The 17,137-nt window shown below is 73.0% G+C and carries 16 protein-coding genes; all 16 read left to right on the top strand.

Annotated elements, in window-relative coordinates; translation table 11 throughout:
* Positions 1-142 precede the first annotated feature (142 nt).
* Positions 143-811, top strand: a complete 669-nt coding sequence (gene pgsA / locus NRO40_RS04445; RefSeq protein WP_058942955.1) for a phosphatidylinositol phosphate synthase — start codon at positions 143-145, stop codon at positions 809-811.
* Positions 808-1,719, top strand: a complete 912-nt coding sequence (locus tag NRO40_RS04440) for a phosphatidylinositol mannoside acyltransferase (protein WP_257375333.1) — start codon at positions 808-810, stop codon at positions 1,717-1,719. Before pgsA ends, NRO40_RS04440 begins: the two co-directional genes overlap by 4 nt.
* Positions 1,716-2,879: a glycosyltransferase family 4 protein gene (locus NRO40_RS04435; protein ID WP_058942957.1), complete on the top strand. Its 1,164-nt coding sequence runs from the start codon at positions 1,716-1,718 to the stop codon at positions 2,877-2,879. Before NRO40_RS04440 ends, NRO40_RS04435 begins: the two co-directional genes overlap by 4 nt.
* A 13-nt stretch (positions 2,880-2,892) precedes the next feature.
* Positions 2,893-3,648, top strand: coding sequence for an MBL fold metallo-hydrolase (locus NRO40_RS04430; RefSeq protein WP_058942958.1), 756 nt, complete (start codon positions 2,893-2,895; stop codon positions 3,646-3,648).
* A gap of 10 nt (positions 3,649-3,658) precedes the next feature.
* Positions 3,659-4,201 (top strand): hypothetical protein, encoded by a 543-nt coding sequence (locus NRO40_RS04425; RefSeq protein WP_058942959.1) that lies wholly within the window; start codon positions 3,659-3,661, stop codon positions 4,199-4,201.
* Between the two features lie 319 nt (positions 4,202-4,520).
* The gene (gene pdxS, locus NRO40_RS04420; RefSeq protein ID WP_058942960.1) at positions 4,521-5,435 is read left to right on the top strand and encodes a pyridoxal 5'-phosphate synthase lyase subunit PdxS; all 915 of its coding nucleotides are present in this window, start codon (positions 4,521-4,523) and stop codon (positions 5,433-5,435) included.
* A gap of 5 nt (positions 5,436-5,440) precedes the next feature.
* Positions 5,441-6,037 carry a pyridoxal 5'-phosphate synthase glutaminase subunit PdxT gene (gene pdxT / locus NRO40_RS04415; RefSeq protein ID WP_058942961.1) on the top strand — a complete coding sequence of 199 codons (597 nt, stop codon included), beginning with the start codon at positions 5,441-5,443 and terminating at the stop codon, positions 6,035-6,037.
* A gap of 60 nt (positions 6,038-6,097) precedes the next feature.
* The gene (locus NRO40_RS04410) at positions 6,098-6,850 is read left to right on the top strand and encodes a YebC/PmpR family DNA-binding transcriptional regulator (RefSeq protein WP_257375332.1); all 753 of its coding nucleotides are present in this window, start codon (positions 6,098-6,100) and stop codon (positions 6,848-6,850) included.
* Positions 6,851-7,110: 260 nt separating this feature from the next.
* Entirely contained in the window at positions 7,111-7,644 is a 534-nt protein-coding gene (ruvC, locus tag NRO40_RS04405) for a crossover junction endodeoxyribonuclease RuvC (RefSeq protein WP_058941118.1), read from the top strand.
* Entirely contained in the window at positions 7,641-8,255 is a 615-nt protein-coding gene (gene ruvA / locus NRO40_RS04400) for a Holliday junction branch migration protein RuvA (protein ID WP_058941117.1), read from the top strand. Before ruvC ends, ruvA begins: the two co-directional genes overlap by 4 nt.
* A gap of 37 nt (positions 8,256-8,292) precedes the next feature.
* On the top strand, positions 8,293-9,363 hold the full coding sequence (gene ruvB / locus NRO40_RS04395; protein ID WP_058941116.1) for a Holliday junction branch migration DNA helicase RuvB: 1,071 nt from the start codon (positions 8,293-8,295) through the stop codon (positions 9,361-9,363).
* Between the two features lie 164 nt (positions 9,364-9,527).
* Entirely contained in the window at positions 9,528-10,013 is a 486-nt protein-coding gene (yajC, locus tag NRO40_RS04390; RefSeq protein WP_058941115.1) for a preprotein translocase subunit YajC, read from the top strand.
* 153 nt (positions 10,014-10,166) lie between these two features.
* Positions 10,167-11,960, top strand: coding sequence for a protein translocase subunit SecD (gene secD, locus NRO40_RS04385; protein ID WP_198549281.1), 1,794 nt, complete (start codon positions 10,167-10,169; stop codon positions 11,958-11,960).
* Position 11,961: 1 nt separating this feature from the next.
* The gene (gene secF, locus NRO40_RS04380; RefSeq protein ID WP_058941114.1) at positions 11,962-13,044 is read left to right on the top strand and encodes a protein translocase subunit SecF; all 1,083 of its coding nucleotides are present in this window, start codon (positions 11,962-11,964) and stop codon (positions 13,042-13,044) included.
* The gene (locus NRO40_RS04375; protein WP_058941113.1) at positions 13,044-13,589 is read left to right on the top strand and encodes an adenine phosphoribosyltransferase; all 546 of its coding nucleotides are present in this window, start codon (positions 13,044-13,046) and stop codon (positions 13,587-13,589) included. The genes secF and NRO40_RS04375 overlap by 1 nt, the downstream gene beginning before the upstream one ends.
* A gap of 956 nt (positions 13,590-14,545) precedes the next feature.
* Positions 14,546-17,047 (top strand): RelA/SpoT family protein, encoded by a 2,502-nt coding sequence (locus tag NRO40_RS04370; RefSeq protein ID WP_058941112.1) that lies wholly within the window; start codon positions 14,546-14,548, stop codon positions 17,045-17,047.
* The last annotated feature ends 90 nt before the right edge of the window (positions 17,048-17,137 follow it).

Here is a 17,137-nt window from a genome sequence, read left to right as displayed (position 1 = left end):
GGGGCTGCGTCCATACGTCGGACATCGACCGACGTCGGAGGGGTGCCGCGGGTGCCCGGGGGTTTCCCGGCACGGTCCGTCGCTACGATGGGCCAGCCGGTGGCCGAAGGGGCCGCCCGGCCACCTACCCCTCGGGAAGGCCATGCTGAACAAGTACGCGCGTGCGTTCTTCACGCGTGTTCTCACACCGTTCGCCGCGTTTCTCCTCCGCCGCGGGGTGACCCCCGACGCGGTGACGCTCGTGGGTACCGCGGGCGTCGTGGCGGGAGCGCTGGTCTTCTTCCCGCGCGGGGAGTTCTTCTGGGGCACGATCGTGATCACGCTGTTCGTGTTCTCCGACCTCGTCGACGGCAACATGGCACGTCAGGCAGGTGTGTCCAGCCGGTGGGGCGCGTTCCTCGACTCCACCCTGGACCGCGTCGCGGACGGGGCCGTCTTCGGCGGCTTCGCGCTCTGGTACGCGGGCGCCGGTGATGACGACGTGCTGTGCGCGGTGTCCATCTTCTGCCTGGCCAGTGGGCAGGTCGTGTCGTACACGAAGGCGCGGGGAGAGTCGATCGGGCTGCCCGTCGCGGTGAACGGCCTGGTGGAACGGGCCGAGCGGCTCGTCGTGTCGCTGGTCGCCGCCGGACTCGCCGGCCTGCACGCCTTCGGCGTGCCGGGCGTCGGGATCCTGCTGCCCATCGCCCTGTGGGTGGTGGCCGTCGGCAGCGCGGTGACCCTGGGGCAGCGGGTCGTCACGGTCCGTCGCGAGGCCGCGGAGGCCGACGCCGGCGGAGGTACTCCGAGGGGGAGCGAGGCCACGTCATGAGCGCGATGAGGGACCGGCTGACCGACGCCCTGTACGGGGCGGGCTGGAGCACGGTGAAGAGGCTCCCCGAGCCCGTCGCGACCGCGCTCGGGCGGCGCATCGCCGACACGGCGTGGAGGCGGCGCGGCAAGGGCGTGCTGCGGCTGGAGGCGAACCTGGCCCGGGTGGTGCCCGACGCGACCCCGCAGCGCCTCGCGGAGCTCTCCCGCGCCGGGATGCGCTCGTACATGCGGTACTGGATGGAGTCCTTCCGGCTGCCGACGTGGAGCGAGGAGCAGGTGCGCCGGGCCGTCGACATCAAGGACATCGACCGCCTGACCGACACCCTCGCGGCCGGCCGGGGCGTCGTCCTGGCGCTCCCGCACCTCGCCAACTGGGACCTCGCCGGCGTGTGGGCGACCCGGGCGCTCGGCGTGCCGTTCACGACGGTCGCCGAGCGGCTGGAGCCCGAGTCGCTGTACGACCGGTTCGTGGCGTACCGCGAGTCGCTGGGCATGGAGGTGATCCCGCACACCGGTGGCAGCGCCTTCGGGGCGCTCGCCCGGCGGCTGCGCTCCGGCGGACTGGTGTGCCTCGTCGCGGACCGCGACCTGTCGGCGTCCGGCGTCGAGGTCGACTTCTTCGGCGAGCGGGCACGGATGCCCGCCGGTCCCGCGCTGCTCGCCCAGCAGACCGGCGCGCTGCTGCTGCCCGCCACGCTCTGGTACGACGACGCGTCGACGATGCGGGGACAGGTGCACCCCCCGGTGGACGTGCCCGCCTCGGGCACGCGCGCCGAGAAGACGGCCGTGATGACCCAGGCGCTGGCCGACGCCTTCGCCGGCGGGATCGCCGAGCACCCGGAGGACTGGCACATGCTGCAGCGGCTGTGGCTCGCCGACCTGGAGACCCCCGGGGGCCCCGCGTGAGGATCGGCATCGTCTGCCCCTACTCGTGGGACGTCCCGGGCGGCGTCCAGTTCCACATCCGCGACCTGGCCGAGCACCTGATCCGCCTCGGCCACCACGTCTCGGTGCTCGCCCCGGCCGACGACGGGACGCCGCTGCCGCCGTACGTGGTCTCGGCCGGCCGGGCCGTCCCCGTCCCGTACAACGGCTCCGTGGCCCGGCTGAACTTCGGTTTCCTGTCGGCGGCGCGGGTGCGGCGGTGGCTCCACGAGGGCACCTTCGACGTCATCCACATCCACGAGCCGGCGTCGCCGTCCCTGGGCCTGCTCGCCTGCTGGGCGGCGCAGGGACCGATCGTCGCCACCTTCCACACGTCGAACCCCCGCTCGCGCGCGATGATCGCCGCGTACCCGATCCTCCAGCCCGCGCTGGAGAAGATCCGCGCGCGGATCGCGGTGAGCGAGTACGCCCGGCGCACGCTGGTGGAGCACCTCGGCGGTGACGCCGTCGTCATCCCCAACGGCGTGGACGTCGACTTCTTCGCCCGCGCCGAGCCGAAGGCCGCCTGGCAGGGGGGCACGCTCGGCTTCATCGGCCGCATCGACGAGCCGCGCAAGGGGCTCCCCGTCCTGATGAAGGCCCTCCCACGCATCCTCGACGCCCGTCCCGACACGCGGCTGCTGGTCGCCGGCCGGGGCGACGAGGAGGAGGCCGTGGCGTCCCTGCCCGCCGAGATGCGCCGGCGCGTGGAGTTCCTCGGCATGGTCAGCGACGAGGACAAGGCACGGCTGCTGCGCAGTGTGGACGTGTACGTGGCGCCCAACACCGGAGGCGAGAGCTTCGGCATCATCCTCGTCGAGGCCCTGTCGGCGGGCGCGCCCGTGCTCGCCAGCGACCTCGACGCGTTCGCCCAGGTCCTGGACCGGGGCGCGGCCGGTGAGCTCTTCGCCAACGAGGACGCCGACGCCCTCGCCGACGCGGCGGTCCGCCTCCTCGACGACGCGCCGCGCCGCGCGGAGCTCAGCGCGCGGGGCAGCGCGCACGTACGGCGCTTCGACTGGTCGACGGTCGGGGCGGACATCCTGGCGGTGTACGAGACCGTCACCGACGGCGCCGCCTCCGTCGCGACCGACGAGCGGACCACCGGTCTGCTGGCGCGCTGGGGCCTGGCACGCGATTGACGGGGGTGCCGTGATGGGGGCGGACACGATCGTCCACCGGCTTGACCTGGGGTACTTCGTACGGCCCGCGGTGGAGACCGGCACCGGCCTGCCGCGGGTGGAGCCGGTCCTGGCCTACCTCGTGCGCCACGAGGCGGGCCTGCTGCTGTTCGACACCGGCATCGGGGCGGGCGACCCGGAGGCCGAGGCGCACTACCGGCCCCGGCGGCGGGACCTGCGGGCCGCGCTCGCCGGCGCGGGAGCCACGCCCGGGGACGTCCGGCTCGTGGTCAACTGCCACCTCCACTTCGACCACTGCGGCGGCAACCCCGCACTGGCCGGGCGCCCCGTGCTCGTCCAGCGCACGGAACTCGCGACCGCCCGGGCGGGCGGCCACACCATCGACGCCCTGGTGGACCACCCCGGCGCCCGGTACGAGGAGCTCGACGGCGAGGCGGAGGTGTGGCCCGGCGTGACGGTCGTCCCGACACCCGGGCACACCGAGGGCCACCAGTCGCTGGTGGTGTCCGGCTCCGGGGGGACGACCGTCCTCGCCGGGCAGGCCCGGGACTTCGCGTCGGAGTTCGCCTCCGACGAGATGGCCCGCCGGGCCGGGCTCGACGCCCCCGGCACCGACCGGCCGCCCCACCCGCACTGGCTCGACCGGCTGGCCGACTTCGCGCCGGGGCGGGTGCTGTTCGCCCACGACCGGTCCGTGTGGGAGGGCGCCATGCCGCCGGGAGGGGGCGCCCCGCGGACGGGGGAGGGGCCGGCGCGGCCGCCCCGGTAGCCTTCGGCCCGTGACCGTAACGCTGATCTGGATCGCCGTCGCCCTCGTCGCGATCGGCCTGTACCTGAGCTGGACCGCGGGGCGGCTCGACCGGCTGCACGCCCGCATCGACGCCGCACGCGCCGCGCTCGACGCGCAGTTGCTGCGCCGCGCCTCGGTCGCCCAGGAGTTGGCCACCGCCGGGATCCTCGACCCGGCGGCGTCGATCGTCCTCTACCAGGCCGCCCACGCGGCCCGGCAGGCCGAGGAGGAGCAGCGGGAGGTCGCCGAGAGCGAGTTGAGCCAGGCGCTGCGCGCGGTGTTCGGCGAGCCGGAGCAGATGGAGGCCGTACGGGAGGTGCCCGGCGGCGACGAGGCGGCCGGCGAACTGGCCGCGGCGGTGCGCCGGGTGCCGATGGCCCGCCGGTTCCACAACGACGCGGTGCGCGCGGCCCGGGCGCTGCGCAGGCACCGTACGGTGCGGTGGTTCCGGCTCGCGGGGCACGCGCCGTTCCCGATGGCGTTCGAGATGGACGACGAGCCGCCGGTGGCCCTCGCGGACCGGGCGGCCTGAGGGGCGTACGAGCGGAACCCGGGCCGGGCGCCGGACGGGCCCGGGTCGCGGTGGGCCGCAAGGGCCCCGGACGGCGCAGGTCCGATGCAGGGCTCCGGGCGGCGCGCGTCGCCGGTCCGGCGCCGGGTACCCGGGCGGCCGGTGGACCGCGCCCGGCCCCGGCCGTACCCGCCGCGCCGCGCCCCGGACGCCGGGCGTTCACGCAAAACGAGCCACCACCTCATCATTGGCCCTTGCTGTGGACTGGGTGGGGCGTGTTTCCTCGCCTGTGTTGTCCCCGGGTCGTCGTACCCGCCCCGTATGCCCGAGTGAGGTCTTCGTGTCCACCACGCCCACCACCACCCCGCAGTCCCCCGAGACCGGCACCGCCCGCGTGAAGCGCGGCATGGCGGAGCAGCTCAAGGGCGGCGTGATCATGGACGTCGTCACGCCGGAGCAGGCGAAGATCGCCGAGGACGCCGGTGCCGTCGCCGTCATGGCCCTGGAGCGGGTGCCCGCCGACATCCGCAAGGACGGCGGCGTCGCCCGCATGTCCGACCCGGACATGATCGAGGGCATCATCGAGGCCGTCTCGATCCCCGTCATGGCCAAGTCCCGCATCGGCCACTTCGTCGAGGCGCAGGTCCTGCAGTCCCTCGGCGTCGACTACATCGACGAGTCCGAGGTCCTCACCCCGGCCGACGAGGTCAACCACTCCGACAAGTGGGCCTTCACCACCCCGTTCGTCTGCGGCGCCACCAACCTCGGCGAGGCCCTGCGCCGCATCGCCGAGGGCGCGGCCATGATCCGCTCCAAGGGCGAGGCCGGCACGGGCAACGTGGTGGAGGCCGTCCGCCACCTGCGCCAGATCAAGAACGAGATCGCCCGGCTGCGCGGCTACGACAACAACGAGCTGTTCGCCGCCGCCAAGGAGCTGCGCGCCCCGTACGAGCTGGTCAAGGAGGTCGCCGAGCTCGGCAAGCTGCCGGTCGTGCTGTTCTCCGCCGGTGGCGTCGCCACCCCGGCCGACGCCGCGCTCATGCGCCAGCTCGGCGCCGAGGGCGTCTTCGTCGGCTCCGGCATCTTCAAGTCCGGCGACCCGGCCAAGCGCGCCGCCGCCATCGTGAAGGCCACCACCTTCTACGACGACCCGAAGATCATCGCCGACGCGTCCCGCAACCTGGGCGAGGCCATGGTGGGCATCAACTGCGACACCCTGCCCGAGGCCGAGCGCTACGCGAACCGGGGCTGGTAACACCCATGGGCAACACCCCCGTCGTCGGCGTCCTGGCCCTCCAGGGCGACGTCCGGGAGCACCTGATCGCCCTGGCCGCGGCGGACGTCGTGGCCAGGCCGGTCCGGCGCCCCGACGAGCTCGCCGAGGTCGACGGACTGGTCATCCCGGGCGGCGAGTCCACGACCATCTCCAAGCTGGCGCACCTCTTCGGCATGATGGAGCCGCTGCGCGGGCGCGTCGCGGCCGGCATGCCCGTCTACGGCACCTGCGCCGGGCTCATCATGCTCGCCGACAAGATCCTCGACCCGCGCTCGGGCCAGGAGACGCTCGGCGGCATCGACATGATCGTCCGCCGCAACGCCTTCGGGCGGCAGAACGAGTCCTTCGAGGCGCGCGTCGACGTCACCGGTGTCGAGGGCGGCCCCGTGGAGGGCGTCTTCATCCGCGCCCCGTGGGTCGAGTCCGTCGGTGCCTCCACCGAGGTCCTCGCCCGGTACGACGGCCACATCGTCGCGGTGCGCCAGGGCAACGCGCTCGCCACCTCGTTCCACCCCGAGCTCACCGGGGACCACCGGCTGCACGCCCTGTTCGTCGACATGGTGCGCGCCGCGCTCGGATGAGATCCCGGTAGGATCGCCGGTGGTTCGTTCTGAATTGGGTTACGCGAAGGAGACAGGCAGATGTCCGGCCACTCTAAATGGGCTACGACGAAGCACAAGAAGGCCGTGATCGACGCCAAGCGCGGCAAGCTCTTCGCGAAGCTGATCAAGAACATCGAGGTCGCGGCCCGTACCGGTGGTGCCGACCCGGACGGCAACCCGACCCTCTTCGACGCCATTCAGAAGGCCAAGAAGAGCTCGGTGCCGAACAAGAACATCGACTCCGCGGTCAAGCGCGGCGCCGGCCTGGAGGCCGGTGGCGCCGACTACGAGACGATCATGTACGAGGGCTACGGCCCGAACGGCGTCGCGGTGCTCATCGAGTGCCTCACGGACAACCGCAACCGCGCCGCTTCCGACGTGCGCGTCGCCATGACCCGCAACGGCGGCTCGATGGCCGACCCGGGCTCGGTGTCGTACCTCTTCCACCGCAAGGGCGTGGTGATCGTCCCCAAGGGCGAGCTGACCGAGGACGACGTGCTCGGCGCGGTCCTCGACGCCGGCGCGGAGGAGGTCAACGACCTCGGTGACACCTTCGAGGTGATCAGCGAGGCCACCGACCTGGTCGCGGTCCGCACCGCCCTGCAGGAGGCCGGCATCGACTACGACTCGGCCGACGCCAACTTCGTCCCGACCATGCAGGTCGAGCTGGACGAGGAGGGCGCGCGCAAGATCTTCAAGCTGATCGACGCGCTGGAGGACAGCGACGACGTGCAGAACGTCTTCGCCAACTTCGACGTCTCGGACGACGTGATGGCGAAGGTCGACGCCTGACCCACGGCGCGACGGCGCCCGACGCGACGGGCCGACGGGACACACCCCCGTCGGCCCGTCGCGTTGTCGGAGGCAGCGGTTACCCTGGCCAACCGCGGCCATCGCCTCGCAGGCGAGGCCGCCGGCCGGCCGTTTCGCACGGCCGCGCCGGGGCCGACGGGCCCGCCGGGACGATGGGCCCGCCGGGGTCGACGGACCGACGGCGACGGACCGACGGACCGACGGACCCAAGGAACGACAGACAAAAGGGGAGGGGTCACATGCGTGTTCTGGGGGTGGACCCGGGCCTGACCCGCTGCGGCGTCGGCGTCGTCGAAGGGGTCGCCGGCCGGCCCCTCACCATGCTCGGCGTCGGCGTCGTCCGCACGCCCGCCGACGCCGACATCGGCCACCGGCTCGTCGCCATCGAGCGCGGCATCGAGGAGTGGCTCGACGCGCACCGGCCCGAACTGGTCGCCGTCGAGCGGGTCTTCAGCCAGCACAACGTCCGTACCGTCATGGGCACCGCCCAGGCCAGCGCCGTCGCCATGCTCTGCGCCTCCCGGCGCGGCATCCCCGTCGCCCTGCACACCCCCAGCGAGGTCAAGGCCGCCGTCACCGGCAGCGGCCGCGCCGACAAGGCGCAGGTCGGCGCCATGGTCACCCGGCTCCTGCGGCTCGCCGCCCCGCCGAAGCCCGCCGACGCCGCCGACGCCCTCGCCCTCGCCATCTGCCACATCTGGCGCGCCCCCGCCCAGAACCGCCTCCAGCAGGCGGTCGCCGCACAGCTCGCGTCGAAAGGCCGTACCGCATGATCGCCTTCGTGACCGGCCCGGTCGCCGCCCTCGCCCCGACCACCGCCGTGGTCGAGGTCGGCGGCGTCGGCATGGCCGTCCAGTGCACGCCGAACACCCTCTCCAAGCTGAGGATCGGTCAGGAGGCCCGGCTGCACACCTCGTTGGTCGTCCGGGAGGACTCCCTCACCCTCTACGGCTTCGCCGACGACGACGAGCGGCAGGTCTTCGAGCTCCTCCAGACCGCCAGCGGCGTCGGTCCCCGGCTCGCGCAGGCCATGCTCGCCGTGCACACCCCGGACGCCCTGCGCGCGGCCGTCGCCTCCGGCGACGAGAAGGCGCTGACGGCCGTGCCCGGCATCGGCAAGAAGGGCGCCCAGAAGCTCCTGCTGGAGCTGAAGGACCGGCTCGGCGAACCCCTCGGCACCGTCCGCCCCGGCGGCGCCGTCCCGACCGGCGCGTCCGGCTGGCGCGACCAGCTCCACGCGGCGCTCGTCGGCCTCGGGTACGCCGCCCGCGAGGCCGACGAGGCGGTCACCGCCGTCACCCCGCAGGCCGAGGCCGCCGACGGCGACCCGCAGGTCGGCCGGCTGCTCAAGGCCGCCCTGCAGACCCTGAACCGGGCCCGCTGACCCCGCAGCCCCACCACCACACCGCGAGGCACACCACATGAACTGGGACGAGACGACCGACGCCACCGCCCCCGAGCGGCTCGTCGGCGCGTCCGCCGACGGCGACGACCAGGCCGTCGAGGCGGCTCTGCGGCCCAAGGACCTGGACGAGTTCATCGGCCAGGAGAAGGTCCGCGAGCAGCTCGACCTCGTCCTGAAGGCCGCCCGTGCCCGCGGCGCCACCGCCGACCACGTCCTGCTCTCCGGCGCCCCCGGCCTCGGCAAGACGACCCTCTCCATGATCATCGCGGCGGAGATGGGCGCCCCGATCCGCATCACCTCCGGTCCGGCCATCCAGCACGCCGGCGACCTCGCGGCGATCCTCTCCTCCCTCCAGGAGGGGGAGGTCCTCTTCCTCGACGAGATCCACCGCATGTCCCGGCCCGCCGAGGAGATGCTGTACATGGCCATGGAGGACTTCCGCGTCGACGTGATCGTCGGAAAGGGCCCGGGCGCCACGGCCATCCCGCTCGAACTGCCGCCCTTCACCCTCGTCGGCGCCACGACCCGGGCCGGACTCCTCCCGCCGCCCCTGCGCGACCGCTTCGGCTTCACCGGGCACATGGAGTTCTACACCCCCGCCGAGCTGGAACGCGTCGTCCACCGCTCGGCCCTCCTCCTCGACGTCGAGATCGACGCCGAGGGCGCCGCCGAGATCGCCGGCCGCTCCCGCGGCACCCCCCGCATCGCCAACCGCCTGCTGCGCCGCGTCCGCGACTACGCGCAGGTCAGGGCCGACGGCGTGATCACCCGGGAGATCGCGGCGACCGCGCTCGGCGTGTACGAGGTGGACGACCGCGGCCTGGACCGGCTGGACCGCGCCGTGCTGGAGGCCCTGCTGAAGCTCTTCGGCGGCGGGCCCGTCGGCCTGTCGACCCTCGCCGTGGCCGTGGGGGAGGAGCGCGAGACCGTCGAGGAGGTCGCCGAGCCCTTCCTCGTACGGGAGGGACTGCTCGCCCGCACCCCCCGGGGCCGGGTCGCGACCCCCGCCGCGTGGGCCCACCTCGGGCTCGTACCACCGCAGGCGGCGGGCCCGGCGACAGGGCAGCCGGGGCTGTTCGAGACGTGACGGCGCGGAGACTCGCACCGCCAGGAACCCCGGTGCGATGCTGGGCGTTGTTCCATCGATGCGGACTCGCCTAGACTCCGCCGATGCCGCCCTTTCAGGTCGGCGTACCCACCCCCGTAGACCAGGCCGCTCACCAGCGCGGTCGTGCGAAGGAATTCCGTCCCGTGGACATTCTGACCCTCCTCCCCTTCATTGTGCTCATCGGGGCCATGTTCCTGATGACCCGCTCTGCGAAGAAGAAGCAGCAGCAGGCCGCGGAAATGCGGAACCAGATGCAGCCCGGCACCGGCGTGCGCACGATCGGGGGGATGTACGCCACCGTCAAGGAGGTCGGTGACGACACCGTCCTCCTCGAGGTCGCACCGGGCGTGCACGCCGTCTACGCCAAGAACGCCATCGGCGCCGTCCTCGACGACGACGAGTACAACCGCATCGTCCACGGCGACACGGGCGCGGACGCCGGCGACGGCGACCTGCCGGTCGTGCCGGACGACGCCTCCTCGCTCGTCCGGCCCGCCGGTGACGCCACCGCCTCCGGTGACACCGAGGACACCGCCAAGCCGGACCTCACGAAGAAGGCCGACGCGGACGACACCGCGCGGGGGGACGTCAGGGACGGCAAGGCCGACGGCGAGGCCGACGCGAAGTAGTCACGCACGGGGACCGAAGGGCGCCGAAGCGCCCGACCGGTCCCCGGACCGCGTGACCACATCGTGCATCTGCGGGGGCAGGTCCCCACACACACTTCGTGGCCGTCCCGCGCACACCCGGCGCGGGACGGTTGGACAGGGAGAAACGACAAGGTGGCAGCACCGAAGAAGGGCAGAAGGCCGTCGGGGGGCCAGGGGAGGCCGGGGCGTGCCCTGGCACTCATCCTGATCGCGATGGTCGCGCTCACGGGCGGGATGTTCTGGTCCGGTCACACCACGCCGCGCCTCGGCATCGACCTGGCGGGTGGCACGACCATCACGCTGAAGGCCGAGGCCGAGCCCGGCAAGGAAGACGCCGTCAACGAGACCAACATGAACACGGCGATCGGCATCATCGAGCGCCGCGTCAACGGTCTGGGCGTCCAGGAGGCCGAGGTCCAGAAGCAGGGCACGGACAACATCATCGTCAACATCCCCAAGGGGACCGACGAGGAGCAGGCCCGCCAGCAGGTGGGCACCACCGCCCAGCTGTACTTCCGCCCGGTCGTGGCCGTCGCGGCCAGCGAACCGGCCGCGCCGGAGCCCTCCCCCTCCACCGGCCCGTCCGGCAGCCCCAGCCCCTCGGCGTCCCCGTCCGGCAAGGGCGGCACGGACGAGGGCGACAAGGCCACCGCACCCGGGTCGTCCCCGTCGCCGAGCGCCACCACGCAGGGCCGCGCGCTGACCGACGCGCTGAAGAAGGCCCCCAGCCCCTCGGGCAGCCCCTCCGGCGCGCCGAGCCCGAGCGGCTCGACGCTGCCCGCCCCGGCCGTCTCGCCGTCGGCCGACCCGGCCACCGACGCCGGCCTCCAGGCGAAGTTCGCCGCGCTCAACTGCGCCGACCCGAAGCAGCGCTCCTCCGTGGGCAAGGCCGCCAAGCCGACCGAGCCCACCGTCGCCTGTGGGCGCAACGGCCTCGGCCAGTGGGAGAAGTTCCTCCTCGGCCCGTCCGAGGTGGACGGCAAGGAGGTCGACGACGCGAAGGGCGTGCTCGACTCCCAGCGCGGCATCTGGATCGTGCAGCTGGAGTTCAACGGCAAGGGCGCGAAGGAGTTCGCCGAGATCACCGGCCGCCTCGCCAGCCAGCCCGAGCCGCAGAACCGCTTCGCCATCGCCCTCGACGGCGAGGTCGTCTCCGCGCCGTCCGTCGACGCCGCCATCCCGGGCGGCCGGGCGGAGATCTCCGGCAGCTTCAACCAGGAGTCCGCCCAGGACCTGGGCAACATCCTGTCGTACGGCGCGCTGCCGCTCTCCTTCGAGGAGCAGTCCGTCACCACCGTCACCGCCGCCCTCGGCGGCGAGCAGCTGCGGGCCGGCCTGATCGCCGGCGCGATCGGCCTCGCGCTCGTCATCATCTACCTGGTGGCGTACTACCGCGGCCTGTCGCTGATCGCGATCCTCTCGCTGGGCGCCTCCGCCGTCCTCACCTACACGATCATGTCGCTGCTCGGCCCGGCCATCGGCTTCGCGCTGAACCTGCCCGCCGTCTGCGGCGCGATCGTGGCGATCGGCATCACCGCCGACTCGTTCATCGTGTACTTCGAGCGCATCCGCGACGAGATCCGCGAGGGCCGCACGCTGCGCCCGGCCGTCGAGCGCGCGTGGCCGCGCGCCCGCCGCACCATCCTCGTCTCGGACTTCGTGTCCTTCCTCGCCGCCGCCGTGCTCTTCATCGTCACCGTCGGCAAGGTCCAGGGCTTCGCGTTCACGCTCGGCCTGACCACGCTCCTCGACGTGGTGGTGGTGTTCCTCTTCACCAAGCCGCTGATGACGATCCTGGCCCGCGGCAAGTTCTTCGGCGGCCAGCACCCCTGGTCCGGCCTGGACCCGAAGCGGCTGGGCGCGCAGCCGCCGCTGCGCCGCACCACCCGCCGCGCACCCGCCCCGATCGAACCGAAGGAGGCGTGAGATGTCGCGACTCGGAAATCTCGGCGCCCGTCTCTACCGCGGTGAGGTCGGGTACGACTTCGTCGCCAAGCGCAAGTTCTGGTACGCCGTCTCGATCCTGATCACGATCACCGCCATCGCCGGCCTGGCGGTGCGCGGCCTGAACATGGGCATCGAGTTCAAGGGCGGCGCCGTCTACACGACGCCGCAGACCACCGTCTCCGCCTCCACGGCGGAGGAGATCGCCGAGGAGACCGCCGGGCACGACGCGATCGTCCAGGAGCTCGGCACCGGCGGCCTGCGCATCCAGGTCTCCGGCCTGGACACCAAGCAGGCCAACGCCCTCAAGGACGAGATCGCCGCCGGCATCGACGTCCCCGCGAAGGAGATCACCGCCGAGCTGGTGGGCCCGAGCTGGGGCGAGCAGATCGCCAACAAGGCGTGGACCGGCCTCGGCGTCTTCATGATCCTGGTCGTCGTCTACCTGGCCTTCGCCTTCGAGTGGCGCATGGCGCTCGCCGCGCTCATCGCCCTCATCCACGACCTCACGATCACCGTCGGTGTGTACGCGCTCGTCGGCTTCGAGGTCACACCCGGCACGGTGATCGGTCTGCTGACCATCCTCGGCTACTCCCTCTACGACACCGTCGTCGTCTTCGACGGTCTGAAGGAGGGCTCGAAGGACATCACCAAGCAGACGCGCTACACCTACAGCGAGATGGCCAACCGCAGCCTCAACGGCACGCTGGTCCGCTCGATCAACACCACCGTCGTGGCGCTGCTGCCGGTGGCCGGCCTGCTCTTCATCGGCGGCGGCTTCCTCGGCGCGGGCATGCTCAACGACATCTCGCTGTCGCTGTTCGTCGGTCTCGCGGCCGGTGCCTACTCGTCCATCTTCATCGCCACCCCGCTCGTCGCGGACCTCAAGGAGCGCGACCCGCAGATGATCGCTCTGCGCAAGCGCGTCCTCGCGAAGCGGGCCGCCGCGGCCGCCAAGGGCGAGACGCCGGACGGCGAGGCCCTCGCCGAGGTCCCGGAGGGCGCGGCCGCCGCGGGCGTCGTCGGTCCTCGTGGCCGCCGCGGACGTCCCACGGAGAAGCGCTGATGACGACGACCGCCGTCCGGGAGCTGCTGCTCAGCCGCATCCGGGACGTCGCCGACCACCCCAAGCCCGGCGTCGTGTTCAAGGACATCACGCCGCTGCTCGCGGACCCCGAGGCGTTCGCCGCCCTCACCGGCGTCTTCGCCGAGCAGTGCGTGCGCCACGGGGCCACGAAGATCGTCGGACTGGAGGCGCGCGGGTTCATCCTCGCCGCCCCCGTCGCGGTCTCCGCGGGGATCGGTTTCGTCCCGGTCCGCAAGGCGGGCAAGCTCCCCGGGGCCACGCTCCGGCAGGCGTACGAGCTGGAGTACGGCACGGCCGAGATCGAGGTCCACGCCGAGGACCTCGCCGCGGGCGACCGCGTCCTGGTCATCGACGACGTGCTCGCCACCGGCGGCACGGCCGAGGCGTCGCTGGACCTCATCCGGCGCGCCGGAGCCGAGGTCGCGGGCGTGTCGGTGCTGATGGAGCTTGGCTTCCTCGGTGGCCGCGCCCGCCTGGAGCCGGCGCTGCGCGGGGCCCCGCTGGAGGCGGTCATCCAGCTCTGACGTGAGGGATCAGCGCCGTGTGGGGGCGTCCGGGCCGATGGCCGGGGCGCCCCCCTCGCGTGCCCCGGGTCCGCTCGATCGGGTGGTGTGGGACAGGATTCCCGCGCAGCGGCCCCCGGGGGGGGCGGACCACTGGTCGGATCTCGGCGAGGACGCGGACCGGCGTCGCCGGGAGAGGGAGCCGCATGACGCCGTCACGCGGGATCGCCCCCGGTCTCGTCCCGCTCGCCGCGCTCACGGCCGTCACCGCGGGGACCGCGCCGACGGGCGCTTCGGGCGGGGCCGGCACGAGCGGTACGGCCGTGGCGGCGGAGCGGGTCGCGGCGGCCCCGGCGCAGTGTCCGCCGCAGCCGGGCCCCGCACCGGCTGGAAGAAGGCCGGCAGCCTCCCGCTGAAGTGGAGCACCGTCGACGACAGCCGCGGTCACTTCGGGAGGCCCGGGATGCAGATGGGGTACGGCTGTCGGGTCCACATGGGGTCGGGCGTCCGCGCGTCCGGGGCAAGGGCTTCGACACCCGGGGGCGGACCGTCCGCACGAGGCCGGTGCGGCAGGACCGGCTCGGTGCGGTCCCGTGGGGCAACGCGGCCGCGGCCAAGGAGACGAAGGTCAAGGGCGGGGCGCTCTTCGCGTGGTCCTGACCCGCACGTCGGGCGGCCGGGACCCGGAGGCGCCCGCCCGCGGGGGACCCTCACGGGCGGGGCGCTCTTCGCGTGGCCCTGACCCGCACGTCGGGCGGCCGGGACCCGGAGGCGCCCGCCCGCGGGGGACCCTCACGCGCCCCTGACCGCCGTGCTCCGGCCGGACGGCCGAAAACGCACCTGACGGGCATCCGGGAACTCCGGGCGCCCGTCCCGCGGGGCCCGCGCTCCCGCCCGGGGCGAGCGGGACGCCCGGGGTGGATACCATGGGATTTCCGGGGCTCACCGGGGCACCCGGACCCGCACGAGGAGCGCCCTTGCCAGACGAGGCCCAGCCACTCTCCGCCGCGACCCCCGACCAGCGGGCCGACCAGGCCGCGGCGTCCTCCGCCGCGCCGCCGACCAGGCAGGACGCCTCGGGCAAGGGCACCGAAGCCGAGCCCGCCCCCGCGGACCCGCCCCGCGCCGCCCGGCCGGCCCCGGCCTCGGCGCCCAAGCCGGCGCCCGCCGCCCCCGCCCGCGCCGCAGGCTCCTCCAACCGGGTGCGCGCCCGGCTCGCCCGGCTCGGCGTCCAGCGCTCGTCGCCGTACAACCCGGTCCTGGAGCCGCTCCTGCGCATAGTGCGGAGCAATGATCCGAAGATCGAAACGGCCACTCTGCGCCAGATCGAGTTCGCCTACCAGGTGGCCGAGCGCTGGCACCGCGGCCAGAAGCGCAAGAGCGGCGACCCGTACATCACGCACCCCCTCGCCGTCACCACCATCCTCGCCGAGCTGGGCATGGACCCCGCGACGCTGATGGCCGGCCTCCTCCACGACACCGTCGAGGACACCGAGTACGGCCTGGAGGACCTGCGCCGCGACTTCGGCGACCAGGTCGCCCTCCTCGTCGACGGCGTCACCAAGCTCGACAAGGTCAAGTTCGGCGAGGCCGCCCAGGCGGAGACGGTCCGCAAGATGGTCGTCGCCATGGCGAAGGACCCCCGTGTCCTCGTCATCAAGCTCGCCGACCGCCTGCACAACATGCGCACCATGCGCTACCTGAAGCGGGAGAAGCAGGAGAAGAAGGCGCGCGAGACGCTGGAGATCTACGCGCCGCTCGCCCACCGCCTCGGCATGAACACCATCAAGTGGGAGCTGGAGGACCTCGCCTTCGCGATCCTCTACCCCAAGATGTACGACGAGATCGTCCGTCTCGTCGCCGAGCGCGCCCCCAAGCGGGACGAGTACCTCGCCATAGTGACCGACGAGGTCCAGGCCGACCTGCGCTCCGCCCGCATCAAGGCGACCGTCACCGGCCGCCCCAAGCACTACTACAGCGTCTACCAGAAGATGATCGTCCGCGGCCGTGACTTCGCGGAGATCTACGACCTGGTGGGCATCCGCGTCCTCGTCGACACGGTCCGCGACTGCTACGCGGCCCTCGGCACCGTCCACGCGCGGTGGAACCCGGTCCCCGGCCGGTTCAAGGACTACATCGCGATGCCGAAGTTCAACATGTACCAGTCGCTCCACACGACGGTCATCGGACCCAACGGCAAGCCCGTCGAGCTGCAGATCCGCACCTTCGACATGCACCGCCGGGCCGAGTACGGCATCGCCGCGCACTGGAAGTACAAGCAGGAGGCCGTCGCCGGCGCCTCCAAGGTCCGCACCGACGTGCCGAAGAGGGCCGGCAAGGACGACCACGTCAATGACATGGCGTGGCTGCGCCAGTTGCTCGACTGGCAGAAGGAGACCGAGGACCCCAGCGAGTTCCTGGAGTCCCTGCGCTTCGACCTGTCGCGCAACGAGGTCTTCGTCTTCACTCCCAAGGGCGACGTCATAGCGCTCCCGGCGGGCGCCACGCCCGTGGACTTCGCCTACGCCGTGCACACCGAGGTCGGCCACCGCACCATAGGGGCCCGTGTCAACGGGCGGCTCGTCCCGCTGGAGTCGACGCTCGACAACGGCGACCTGGTGGAGGTCTTCACCTCGAAGGCGGCCGGCGCGGGACCCTCCCGCGACTGGCTCGGCTTCGTCAAGTCGCCCCGTGCCCGCAACAAGATCCGCGCCTGGTTCTCCAAGGAGCGCCGCGACGAGGCGATCGAGCAGGGCAAGGACGCCATCGCGCGCGCCATGCGCAAGCAGAACCTGCCGATCCAGCGGATCCTCACCGGGGACTCGCTGGTCACGCTCGCCCACGAGATGCGCTACAGCGACATCTCCTCGCTGTACGCGGCGATCGGCGAGGGCCACGTCACGGCCCAGTCCATCGTCCAGAAGCTCGTCCAGGCCCTCGGCGGCGAGGAGGCGGCCACCGAGGACATCGCCGAGTCGGCGCCCCCGGCGCGCGGCCGCGGCAAGCGCCGCGCCAAGGCCGACCCGGGCGTCGTCGTCAAGGGCGTCGAGGACGTGTGGGTGAAGCTGGCCCGGTGCTGCACCCCCGTGCCCGGCGACCCGATCATCGGCTTCGTCACCCGGGGCAGTGGCGTATCGGTTCACCGCGCCGACTGCGTGAACGTCGACTCCCTGTCGCAGCAGCCCGAGCGGATGCTCGACGTCGAGTGGGCGCCCACCCAGTCGTCGGTGTTCCTCGTCGCCATCCAGGTCGAGGCGCTGGACCGCTCCCGGCTCCTGTCGGACGTCACCCGCGTCCTGTCCGACCAGCACGTCAACATCCTGTCCGCGGCCGTCCAGACCTCCCGCGACCGGGTGGCCACCTCCCGCTTCACCTTCGAGATGGGCGACCCCAAGCACCTGGGGCACGTCCTGAAGGCGGTCCGGGGCGTGGAGGGCGTCTACGACGTGTACCGCGTGACGTCGGCCCGCCGCCCGTAACACGGCGCAGGCGTACGGCACACGACGAGGAGGGCCTCCCCGGCAGCGGGGAGGCCCTCCTCATGTGCGGTGCGTCCGCGGGCCGGCGGG

This window comes from Streptomyces changanensis, assembly GCF_024600715.1.
Classification (GTDB): Bacteria; Actinomycetota; Actinomycetes; order Streptomycetales; family Streptomycetaceae; genus Streptomyces; species Streptomyces changanensis.
Note: the sequence above shows the minus strand (reverse complement) of the source record. Positions and strands in the feature narration are given on the sequence as shown.